The 11,674-nt window shown below is 71.8% G+C and carries 7 protein-coding genes; 4 read left to right on the top strand and 3 right to left on the bottom strand.

The window, feature by feature from the left end:
* Positions 1-61 precede the first annotated feature (61 nt).
* From PZE19_RS10495 to PZE19_RS10510, 4 genes are read left to right on the top strand one after another with little or no spacing between them, the layout of a single operon-like run.
* Entirely contained in the window at positions 62-1,144 is a 1,083-nt protein-coding gene (locus tag PZE19_RS10495; protein WP_277860566.1) for a glycosyltransferase, read from the top strand.
* Between the two features lie 54 nt (positions 1,145-1,198).
* A complete protein-coding gene (locus tag PZE19_RS10500; RefSeq protein WP_277860567.1) occupies positions 1,199-2,755 on the top strand; it encodes a glycosyltransferase family 39 protein in 1,557 nt (518 codons plus the stop codon).
* Positions 2,756-2,783: 28 nt separating this feature from the next.
* Positions 2,784-4,400 carry a glycosyltransferase family 39 protein gene (locus PZE19_RS10505; protein ID WP_277860568.1) on the top strand — a complete coding sequence of 539 codons (1,617 nt, stop codon included), beginning with the start codon at positions 2,784-2,786 and terminating at the stop codon, positions 4,398-4,400.
* A 53-nt stretch (positions 4,401-4,453) separates the two neighbouring features.
* Entirely contained in the window at positions 4,454-6,205 is a 1,752-nt protein-coding gene (locus PZE19_RS10510; protein ID WP_277860569.1) for a hypothetical protein, read from the top strand.
* On the opposite strand, the gene PZE19_RS10515 is transcribed toward PZE19_RS10510, so the two are convergent.
* The 3 genes from PZE19_RS10515 to galB form a co-directional block, all read right to left on the bottom strand.
* The gene (locus tag PZE19_RS10515) at positions 6,166-7,917 is read right to left on the bottom strand and encodes an ArnT family glycosyltransferase (protein ID WP_277860570.1); all 1,752 of its coding nucleotides are present in this window, start codon (positions 7,915-7,917) and stop codon (positions 6,166-6,168) included. The two genes, PZE19_RS10510 and PZE19_RS10515, sit on opposite strands and share 40 nt — an antisense overlap.
* A 138-nt stretch (positions 7,918-8,055) precedes the next feature.
* Positions 8,056-8,406 (bottom strand): STAS domain-containing protein, encoded by a 351-nt coding sequence (locus tag PZE19_RS10520; RefSeq protein WP_277860571.1) that lies wholly within the window; start codon positions 8,404-8,406, stop codon positions 8,056-8,058.
* Between the two features lie 264 nt (positions 8,407-8,670).
* On the bottom strand, positions 8,671-11,628 hold the full coding sequence (gene galB / locus PZE19_RS10525) for a beta-galactosidase GalB (RefSeq protein ID WP_277860572.1): 2,958 nt from the start codon (positions 11,626-11,628) through the stop codon (positions 8,671-8,673).
* Between the last annotated feature and the right edge of the window lie 46 nt (positions 11,629-11,674).

Here is an 11,674-nt window from a genome sequence, read left to right on the forward strand (position 1 = left end):
CAGTGAAACCGGAAATCCGCCGGAACTGAGCAAGCCCGGCAAACCTGGCGAGGTCGACCGATTGGACGCATCCCCCCGCGAGCCTCAGACCCGGCCCGACGCCCGGTTGACCGTCGTCGTCGTCAACTACGACGGCTGGCCGGACGTGCTGGGCCTGGTGGATCGGCTCGGGCACGAGCCCGAGTTCCTCTCGGGCGCGTGCCGGATCGCCGTCGTCGACAACGCCTCGCCTTCGCCGGCCCCGGACGCCTTGCGACGCCCCGGCCTCCGGCTGGTGCTGAGGCCCGATAATGGCGGATTCGCCGCCGGTGTCAACGCGGGTTGGCGCGGGTCGCGCAGCCCCTGGCTGCTCCTGCTCAACCCCGACGTCGCCGTCGAGCCCGGAACGATCGGCCGGATCTTCGATCGCATCGCCGCCCTGGAGGCCCGGCCCGAGGGCCCGCCGGGCGTCGTCGGCTTCGGCCTGAGCAACGCCGACGGCTCGCCGCAGGGCTCGGTCGGCGTCTTCCCCAGCCTGGCGCGGTCGTTCCGGGAACAGCTCAGCCCGCGGAGCCGTCGCAAGTACGTGCCGAGACGTCGCCTGCGGCCCGGCCCCGTCGACTGGACGACCGGGGCCTGCATGCTCGTCAACGCCCGGATGATGGCCGAGCTGGGGGGCATGGACGAGGACTTCTTCCTCTACCACGAAGAGGTCGCCTTCTGCCGCGTGGCGAGCGACCGGGGCTGGGGCGTCGAGTACGACCCGACCGTGTCGGTGGTGCATCGAGCGCCCTTGCAGGATCGGCCGATTTCGCCCAAGATGCGCGTCGTCATCCGCCACAGCAAGCTCCTCTACTTCCGCAAACACGCCCCCCGCCGGCAGTTCCTGGCGTTGACGGGGATCGTCGAGCTGGAGGCGGCGGCGCGGGGGACCTGGGCGGCGCTCCGGAAGGCGGCCGCCGAACGCCGGGCCTGGGAGACGATCGGCGCGATCGCACGAGGCCTTCGCCGAGGCCGAGGCCCGCTCGGCCGCGAGGTCCTCGAGCTGGCCGAGCGGGCCGAACGCGGGGACGACCCCGACGACGGTCCCCGGCGCCTGGGCGACGGCCCTAGCCGGCCCAGGCCGCGGCGCTCGCCCCGGGGCTCGCGATCGCCCGGCGGCTGACGACGACGGGCGGAGGATCCGCCCGCGACGGATGGGCGAAAGGATGGAACCGACGTGACACCCGCGCGACACGCCCTGCGGATCGCCCTGCTGACGGCCTTCGCCGCAGCCCTCCTGGGCCGGCTGGCCGCGACCACCGAGGTCATGTACGCCGACGGCCTGCGATACGTCGCCGCCGCCCAGGCCGTCGTCCGCGGCGACTGGACCGCGTCGGTCGTCCGGTCCGTCGACCACCCCGCCTACCCGATCGCCGTCGCCGCCGCGCACCGGCTCCTCGGCCTCGACGACGGCCCCCAGGGCTGGCAGACCGCCGCGCAGGCCGTCTCGGTGCTCGCCGGCGCGGCGCTCGTCGCCCCGCTGTATCTCGTCGCCCTGGAGCTGTTCGGGCCCACCTCCGCCTGGCTGGCGTGCCTGCTGACGTTCCTGGTCCCCACGACCGGCCACGTCATGGCCGACGTGCTCTCGGAGAGCCTCTTCCTCCTCTTCTGGACCTGGGGCTGCTGGTCGGCCCTGCGGTTCTTCCGCGAAGGGGCGACGAGCTGGCTCGCGCCGACGATCGCCTGCGCGGCCGCGGCCTACCTGACGCGGCCCGAGGGCCTGCTTCTGCCCGCGGCGCTGGCGGCGACGCTCGCCCTGACGCCGCTGGCGGCCCGCTTGCGACTCCCCCGCCCCGCCTGGATCCGGGCGTCGGCCCTGGTGATCGTCGGGCCGGTGCTGCTCGTCGGGCCTTACGTCGCGATCAAGGGGGGCGTCGGCACCAAGCCGGCCGTGGCCCGATTGCTGGGGACGGCCCCGAAGTCCTCGGCGACGGCCGTCGAGCGGGAACGGCCCCTCGACCCCGACCAGACGGCCCTCAAGGCGTTCGCCGTCGCTTGGCGCGGCATGTTCCGCGCGGTGCAGGCCGCCGTCACGACCCCCTTGCTGGCGCTCGCCGCCTTCGGGCTGATCTTCCGCGGCCCCGCGCGAGACCCCGGTCAGGCGCGAGGCCGCCTTTTCGTCGCGATGTACAGCGGCCTCTGGATGCTGGCCCTCGTCCGCCTGTACGCGACGGGCGGGTACTGCACGCCGAGGCACGCGCTCATCCTGGCCTTCCCGCTGATCGCCGCCGCGGCGCACGGTCTGGTGCGCCTGGCCGGGCGGATCGCCGACCGCCTGCCGACGACCGCGACCGACGCCCGTCGGCTCGCCCCGCGCCTGACCTACGCGGCGTGCCTGGCTCTCGTCGCGGGCGTGTGGGGGCCGCAGACGCTGGCCCCGATCAACGCCGACTACAACGGCTACCGCGCGGCCGGCGACTGGCTCGCCGCCCACGCCCCCCCCGACGCCAAGGTCTTCGACCTCAAGGGCTGGGCGCTCTACTACGGCCGGCGCCCCGGGTACTCGTTCGCGGACTTCCCGGCCGCCGACGGCGACCCGAACCTGAGGTATCTCGTCGCCCACGACGCCTTCCTGATCGGCGAATGGCCGTACTGCCAGGCGGTCCGCGACCACGTCGCCGGACGTCCCCCGATCGCCTCGTTCCCGCCGACCCGGCGCAAGGGCGTCGCGCAGGTCCACGTCTTCGAGCTGACGCCGGCCCTGGCCCGCTCGGAGCCGGCCGCGACGCATTGACGGCACGATCAGACGAAGGAGTGTCGACGTGAACACCGCAGCCCCTGGACTCGTCCTCGCGCCCCACCTCATCCCCGAGGCCGGCGGCCCGTTCCGGCATGGGATCCGGATCGTCCTGCTCATGGCGGCGACGGCCGGCTTCCTGGGCTGGACGCTAAGGCATTCGGAGGCCGGCCTGCGCGACGGCCTGCGGTCGATCCTGGTGGCGCGGCAGATCGACGCCGGCGACTGGCGCGACGGCGTCCGGGCGGTCGAGCACCCGCTGCACCCTCTGGCGATCGTCGCGGCGCATCGGTTGATCGGCGGCGAGGGCCCCGAATGGTGGCAGCGCGCGGCGGTCGCGGCGAGCTTCGCGGCGGTCGTCCTGCTGGTGATCCCGCTCTACCTGACCGGCCGCGACCTGTTCGGCGACCGCGCGGCGTGGCTGGGCTGCGTCCTCTTTTTGGCGAACCCCCTGGCCGGTTCGGTGGTCGTCAACGTCCTCAGCGAGTCGACCTTCCTGCTCGCCTGGACGTGGGGGCTGTGGGCGTCGGTGCGGTTCCTCCGCGACGGAGCGTTCGGCCGGCTGCTGGGTGCCGTCGCGTTCGGCGCCCTGGCCTACCTGGCCCGCCCCGAGGGGCTCCTCCTGCCGGCGAGCCTGCTGGCGACGCTGCTCCTGATCCCCTTCCACCGCTCGACCCGGATCCACTGGCCGCGCTGGCGTCGCGCGACGGCCCTATTGGTCCTCGGCGCGATCGCACTGGCCGGCCCGTACATGGCGGCCAAGGGGACGCTCACGGCGAAGCCCGGCCCGGCCCGCGTGCTCGGCCTCGAACCGCGATCGCCGGCCCTGGCGCTGGAGCGCGAGGCACCGATGGCCGCGGGCCAGACGACCTACGAGACCTACCGCCTGGCGACGCTGCGGATGATCGAGGTCGTGCTCGCCAACATCCCACTTGCGCTGCTGGCGGCGGCCCTGATCGGGGTCGCGACGGTCCGCGCCACGTCCGTCCCGGCGCGGACCTGGCTGTTCCTGGCGACCGTGCTCGCGGCGTCGGCTCTGGCCCTGATCCGCCTGCACGCGACGGCCGGCTACTGCGCGGCGCGAAACGCCCTGGTGCCGGGCATGATCCTGACGCTGATCGGCGCGAGCGGCCTCGACTGGCTGATCCGCCGCGTCGCCGTCCCCGGCCGCCTGTTCGGCCTGCCTCGCGAGCGGCTGCGGCCGGGCCCGGTCGTCTGGGCCGCGGCGGTCGCCCTGGGCGTGATCCTGCCGCGCTTCCGCGAGCCGGTCGTCGAGACTCCCGGTCCGTTCAACGTCTACTGGGACGCCGGCCGCTGGCTCGCGGATTCGGCGACCGATGGCGAGGTCCTCGACCTGACCGACTGGTCGCTCTACTTCAGCCGGCTTTCGGGCTCGTCGTTCGCCCAGGTCCGCGAGGCCGCCGCCAATGCGAACGTCCGCTGGGTCGTCGCGACGGGCTCGCAGGTCGACGAGCCCTCGACCTATTCCGAACACCTCCGCGCCCTGATCGGCGATCGCTCCCCCGTCGCCACGCTCCCCGGCGCCCCCCGGCCGGGCCAGGTGCAGGTCCGCATCTTCGACCGCGACGCCGTCCCCGCCGCGATCGCAGGCGTGGGCGAGGGCCGCCCCGCCCGCCGCTGAAAGCCTTACCTCGGACGGTCCGCCGAGACACTCTTCCGAAGGGATGCGTAGCGATGATCGACATGACCGAGCCCGGCCGGGACCCGATCGGATCGTCGCGAGAGGTGCGGCTGCGCCGCATCGCCCTGATCGGGGTGCCGATCTTGCTGACGCTGGCGGTGGCGGCGCAGACCAGCCTGTCCCGCAGGTCGAGCAGCATCACCTATGACGAGACGTTCTACATCGGGGTCGGGGTCAAGACCCTCCACGGGGGCGGCCTCGACGCCGATCTGACGAAGTTCGGGGTGGCGCCCCTGCCGCTGGCGCTGAACATGGTCCCCGGGGTCTGGCTGGCCGGGGCCTCGCCGCATCAGGACGTCTGGGCCCCGCGACCCGACAACCGTCGCCTCATCGACGTCCCCCGCATGCTGACGACCCTGACCACCCTCGTGCCGCTCATCCTGCTGGCCTTCGGCTGGTTGCATCACCGCCGCGGCCTGCTGGCGGCGACGCTGGGGGCCGGGATGCTCGCGACCTCGCCGAGCCTGCTGGCCCACGCGTCGCTGGCGACGACCGACGCGGCCTTCGCGTTCCTCGCCACCCTCGCCGCACTGGCCATCGGCCTCTATCTCCGAGCCCCCAGCCCGCTGCGGCTGGCCCTCGCGGCGGCGGCGATCGGAATGGCGTTCGCGGCCAAGTACACCGGGGTCTTGCTGATCCCCTGCTTCGTGCTCGCCCGGTCGTTCGACTTCGTCCGGGCCTGGTGGACGGGTTCCGGCGGCCGGACCCGGCTCGCGGCCCGCTACGCGGTCGACGTCGCGGGCTGCCTGGCGATCGCCGTCCTGACCGCCTGGGCCTGCCACGGTTTCCAGCTCGACCCCGAACGGACCTGGCGCGGCCTGCATTTGCCGGCGTTCATGCGATCATTCGAATATCAGCTTAACCACAACAAGGGCGGACACCCGACGTTCTACGCGGGCGTGCGGGCGCTCAAGGGCTGGTGGTCGTATTATCCCTTCACCATGCTCGCGAAGAGCACGCTCCCCGAGCTGGCCCTGGCGATGGGCGGGTTCTGGGCGGCCCTGCGCGGTCTGCGGAGCCCGACTCGCGGCGGCCTGCGGATCGACCGCGAGCGTGCGATCCTGATCTGGTTCGTCATGCTCCTGGCTGTCGCTCTCATGCGTTCGCCGCTCTGCCTGGGGCATCGCTACACGCTGGCCCTGTACCCGGCCATCATCCTGCTCGCGGTCGACGCCACGGCCCAGGCCATCCGCGCCGGTCGCATGAGGAAGCTGTGGGGAGCGGTGCTGATCGGGGGTCAGCTTGCGACGAGCCTCCTGGCCGCGCCCGGCTACCTTTCCTATTTCAACCCCCTCTTCGGGGGCCCCGACGCGGCCTGGCAATACCTCGCCGACTCCAACATCGATTGGGGCCAGGATCTCCCTGCGCTCAAAGAGTTGGTGGATCGCAAGCAGATCAAGACCCTGGCCGTCGATTACTTCGGGACCGCCTCGCTGGCCGATTACGGGATCGAGGCCGATCCGATCACCGCCCTGCACCGGCCGCTCTACGAGTACGACGCCCTGGCCGTCTCGGTGACCCAGCTCAACTCCGTGTATCCGCGGCCGGACGGGCCGCTGGATCCGCACGTCGACCTCTACAAGTTGCTCCGCCGGATCCCCCCGCAGGATCGCGCCGGCTCCTCGATCTTCGTCTACAATCTCCGCCGCCCCGGGGCCAGGCAAGCCTTCTTCGCCTCGATGGAGGCCGCCTGGCCGGCCGCGGTTCAGGCCGCCGCGCGGGACTCGCGTTCGACGACCCGCTGAACGCCGGCCCGCCTCGCCCGCGTCCCGATCGGGACGGCCTCGGCTTTCGGCATCTGTTCGGCCCGCGCGTCGTCCCGCAGGACGAGGATCAGGGCCGCCAAGGCGACGACCTCGACGCCCGCCGCGGCGAGCATCGTCGGCAGGCCGAGCCAGGCGGGCTGCAACGTAGCCAGCCGGTTCATGCCGTCCGACCAGGAGGCGAACCCGGTGTAGTACGGGATCATCCGCCCGTGGACGGCGAGGGCCTCGGCCGCGACCGACGTCGCCACGAGCGCCAGCGGCGGCAGCGCCCGCAGGCGGCCGGCGAGCGGCCAGCGCATCAGGCCGAGGACGACGAGAGTCAGGAACCAGGGCATCGCGGCGCTCGCGTACCAGGCGCCCGTCGACCACTGGCCCCAGGCCAGCTTCGACTGGACCATGTGGTAGCCCAGGGCCGCCGTGTAGCCGCCGGCGATCACCACGCAGGCCATCGGCAGGCGAGGATTCGCGAAGACCGGGGCCGGCCGCTCGCCGCGCCGGCGGCTCGCGACCCAGGCCGCGGCGCCCCAGAGCCAGCCCAGCAGGCCGAACGCGACGAGGTCGCGATGGTATAGCACCGCCTTCGGATGCGTCCCCTGGAAGCTCCAGCCGCCCGCGAAGAAGACCAGGCGCGTCCAGAGTTCGGCGACCCAACTCGCCCAGGGGATCGCCAGGGCCGTTCGGAAGAGGTCGGCCCGGCCCATCCCGCGACTGTGGTTGACCGCGGCCTCCTGCATCGAGCTGATCGAGCCGTAGTGGGCCAGGTTGAACCGCATCTCGGCCTGCGTGACCGCCAGGAAGCCCACGGCCAGGGCCAGCCCGCAACCCGCCGCACGCCGGAACGAGACCTCGGGCCGCGCCGCCACGGCGAGGACGCAGAAGCCCAGGAAGGGGGCGAGCGCGTAGTTGGTCGCCTTGGCCAGCACCGCGAACCCGCCCAGCACGCCGGCGGCCAGGCAGCCCCACGCCAGCCGGCCCGGGGTCGCCCAGGGCTTCGCCGAGAGCGAGAGGCCCAGCCAGATCGTGAGCGTCGCCAGGAAGACCGCGAGCGCGTCGTTCGCCACCCGGACGCCGTTGATCAGGAACAGGGGGTACGTCGCCAGCGCCAGGCCGACCCAGGCCGCGGCTCGACGTTCCGCCAGGTGCCGCGAGAGGCAGAAGAAGGTCGCCGCGACCGCCCCCGCCGTCAGCAAGAGGTTCATCAGCCGCATGCCCGCGACCGACGACCGCACCGAACCGAGGCCGCCGAACGCCGCGTAGACGGGCTGGAGCATCCGGTAGCTCAACGGCCCGTGCTGCGACTGATAGAGCATCACCTTGGCGTCGCGGAAGGCCGGGGCGGTCCCGTCCTGGCGATCGGCCCAGAACTGCTGGTAGCCGACGGCGCCGACCCCGGAGAGGCCGTCGCGGACCGCCGAGCCGGGCTGGGGGAACGACACGGCTTGCGCCAGCACGGCCGGCGGCACCCTCGTCTCGCCGATGACCGGCGTCTTGCCGCCGTCGCGGAGGTGCTGCACGTAGGCGACGTGCTGGTACTCGTCCCAGCCTTCGAAAGGCGGCATGGCGCACATCAGCATCAGGCCGCGGGCCACCACCAGCGTCGCCAGCAACGCCCCGATGCGACGGCGGAACGGGGCCCAGGACGCATCCCCGCCCGAGCCGACGGGCGGCTCGCCCAAGTGCGCATGAAGCATGTTCACCCAATCCTGGAACGGCGGTGGAGGGCGACCGGCGCGCGGCGGGGGCGGTCCTGCCTGCGGGCGCGCCGGAGCATGCTCTCTATCGGGCCTCGGGGGGCCCGGCGTCCAGGAAAAGCGGCGAGCGGGGGGGCGTCAGTTCCTGAGCTTCGCCAGGGCGGCGTTGCGGGTGTCGGCGACGTCGAGGATCTTCTGGAGGTTCATCGTCTTGAAGATGTCGAAGACGTAGGGCGCCACTCCGAAGAGGACGAGCTGCCCCTTGCGACGGTCGACTCGCCGCTTGACCGTGACGAGGAAGCCGATCTCCGAGCTGGCGAGATAGCCGATGTCGGTCAGGTCCAGCGCGAACCGCCCGTCCTCGCGCGACTCGATGGCCTTATAGAGCCAGTCGCGCTGGGAGAACTGCCATTCCATGTTCTCCTCGTCCACGGCCTCGAAGGAGACGATCAGGACGCCGGCCGCCTCGCTGGTCGTGAAGTTGAGCATGCGAATCCCCTGTTCGAACGGGGGTCGAGAGTTCCGCCGGATCCGCCGCGGTCGCATCGTCGCGTGCGGGGCGGAGGTCGTCTTGATGCTGGGAGCCGATCGTCGACGCACTCGGCGAGCCGGGTTGGGGGACAGGCCAGCCGGGATTCTACCCGAGACGCCGTCCGAATCAAGAACGATCGGTTGTGTTTCGAGAAGTGCGAAGGAACTCGGGGATCGCCCGGCCGGGGGGGGCCGGCCGGGCGGAGGCGGGAGGAGGGAGGATCACCGGCCTTTGATGACCACCTGGGCCGCGTCGAGCCCCTCGGACTCCGCCCTGAGGATGACCGGCCCGGCCTGGCCGGGCTTGATGCGGACGATCGCCTGGACGAGGCCGTTGAAAGCCTCGCGCCGGGTCGCCTGGAAGGGCTCGTGGCTGGCGGCGTCGCCGTTGCCGACCGCGACGATCTCGCCGGGGCCGTCGATCGCGAACGTCACGAGGTTCGCGCTCCGGGGGACGAGACGTCCCTCGGCGTCGGCCACCGTGACCGTGACGAAACTCAGGTCGCGACCGTCTGCTGCGATCTCGGCCCGGTCCGCGGCCAGCGCCAGCTTCGTCGCCGGGCCGGTGGTCGCGACGACGTCGGTCGCCCACTCGCGACCGGCCTTGTAGGCGACGACCTTCAACACGCCGGGCCGATACGTCACGTCGTCCCAGCGGAGCCGGTACTCGAACTCGGCCTTCTTTTTCCGCCCCAGCGAGACCCCGTCGAGGAACAGCTCGGCCTCGTCTCCCGACGTGTAGACGTGCACCGGCGTGACCAGCCCCTGGCGCTCGGGCCAGTTCCAGTGGGGGAGGATGTGGGCCATGGCCAGGTCGGGACGCCATCGCGCCTGATAAATATAGAAGCGATCCTTTTTAAACCCGCAGAGGTCGAGGATGCCGAAGTAGCTCGACGCCGAGGGGACCTTGAGCGAGCCCAGGCGGGCCAGCTCGGCCTTCATGGCCTCGCGCTTCGCGGGGTCGGAGAAATTCAGCAGGTTGGTGGCGTCGCTGTTATAAGGCGTCGGCTCGCCGAGATAATCGAAACCGGTCCAGACGAACTCGCCGAAGAACCGCGGGTTGCGGTCGAGCGCCGCGAAGACCTCGTCGGGGGGCTGGGCCCAGGGCGGGGCGTCGACGTCGTACGACGAGATCTGGAAATTGGCCTGGGAGTCTCGGCCTCGTTTCACCGGGAAGAAGTACTCCCCGCGCGAGCTGACGCACGACGAGGATTCGCTCGTGTAGATCGGCTTATTCGCGTTGCCCGGGTGCTCGAGGATCCGGGCGTAGTCGTCGGTGTGGTAGTTCAGGCCGAAGGCGTCGACGGCCGTCTGGAAGCCGTTGACGCCGGCTTCCGGGTTGTTGCAGCCCGCGGTGACCGGCCGCGTGGCGTCGTACGACCGGACGACGTCGGCCAGGGCCTTCGCCAGCTCGGGGCCGTCCTGCTCGGCGACCTCGTTGCCGATGCTCCACATGACGACGCTGGGGTGGTTCCGCTCGCGGCGGACCATCGCCTCCAGGTCGCGCGCGTGCCACTCGTCGAACAGGGCGCTGTAGTCGCCGGCGGTCTTGCCCGTCTTCCAGCAGTCGAACGCCTCGACCATCACCACGAACCCCATCCGATCGGCCAGGTCCAGCAGCTCGGGCGCGGGGGGGTTGTGCGAGGTCCGCAGGGCGTTGCACCCCATCTCCTTCAGGATCTCGAGCTGACGCTCCAGCGCCCGCACGTTCAGGGCCGCCCCCAGGGGGCCGAGGTCGTGGTGGTTGCAGGTCCCCTTGAGGAAGACCGTCTTGCCGTTGAGCTTGAAGCCCTCGCGGCCGGTGAACTCGATCGTGCGGAAGCCGAAGGGCTGGTCGTAGACGTCGACGACCTCGCCGCTACGCTCGACCACGACGCGGGCGACGTAGCGACGAGGCGATTCGAGGTCCCATCGCCTCGGCTTCGGGACCACCGCCGAGAGCGACGCCTGCGCCTGGCCGCCCGTCAGGATCGACCGCTCGACGGCCTTCGCCTCGGCGACCTCGGCGGACACGGCCCCGTGTTCGTCCAGCTCATAGATTACGGCCCTGACGACGGCCAGGGCGTCGACGTCGAGCTGGTTGTCGACGGTCACGGCCAGCGAGACCGTCCCGGCGTCGTCGTTGAGCGCGGGGATGGTCGCGAAGACGCCCCAGTGGGCGACGTGCAGGGGCGACGATTTCACCAGCCAGACGTTCCGATAGATCCCCGCGCCGGGATACCAGCGCGACCCCCATTTCTCGGCGTCCAGCCGGACGGCCAGCACGTTCTCGGCGTCATACTTCAGGTAGGGCGTCAACTCCAGGCGGAACGCCTGATAGCCGAAGGGCCAGCCGCCGACGAGCCGGCCGTTGAGCCAGACCTGCGAGTTCGCCATGGCCCCGTCGAAGTCGATGAAGACGCGCCGGCCGCGGTCGGCGGCCGGGACCGCGAAGGCCTTGCGATACCAGCCAATCCCCTTCCAGGGGAGCTTGCCGGTGTCGTTCGGCAGGTCGTCGCGGAAGGGCCCCTCGATCCCCCAGTCGTGGGGGACGTCGAGCGTCCACCAGCCGGCGTCGTCGAAGCCGGTCGCGGCCGGGGTCTCGCCTTGGTCGACCCGCTCGTTGACGACCGGTTTCGCGGCGGCGTCGAAGAGGCGGACCTCGGCGACGCTCGCCCATTTGCCGGCGGGCGGGGCGGCGACTCGGATGCGCACGAGGCGTCGGCCAGGGTTGATCGCGATCTTCTCGACCGGGTGATCGGCCTCGACCGATCTCACGACCTCCCAGGCCTGGCCGTCGTCGCTCGCCTCGACGGCGTACGCGTAGCGAAGGTCCGGGAACTCCCAGTCGATCGCCAGGGCCGCGACCTTGGGAGAGGGGCCGAGGTCGATCGCCAGCCACTCGTCCTTCCGACCGCTGGCGGCGCACCAGCGGGTCTTGGGGTCGCCGTCCAGGGCCGCGTCGGCCGTGTTGTTCTTGCCCGTCTCCTCGCTCGACGCCCGAGCCGGGATCTTCCAACGGGGCGCGCCGGGCTCGGGGAGCCGCGAGCCGTCGGGCATGGGCCCGAAGCGGGCGAACTTCCAGCCGGCGTTGAAGGACTCGCGGCTGCGCGGCGGGCCCGCCGCGGCGGCGAAAGGGGCGAGGCCCCAGGCGGCGATGAGCAAGGCGACGCCGCACGCGCCTGATGATCGGACGGACATCGTGACCTTCCGGGAGGATGAGTAGGAGAGTTTCGATCCGACTCTC

It is taken from the genome of Paludisphaera mucosa, from assembly GCF_029589435.1.
Lineage (GTDB): Bacteria > Planctomycetota > Planctomycetia > Isosphaerales > Isosphaeraceae > Paludisphaera > Paludisphaera mucosa.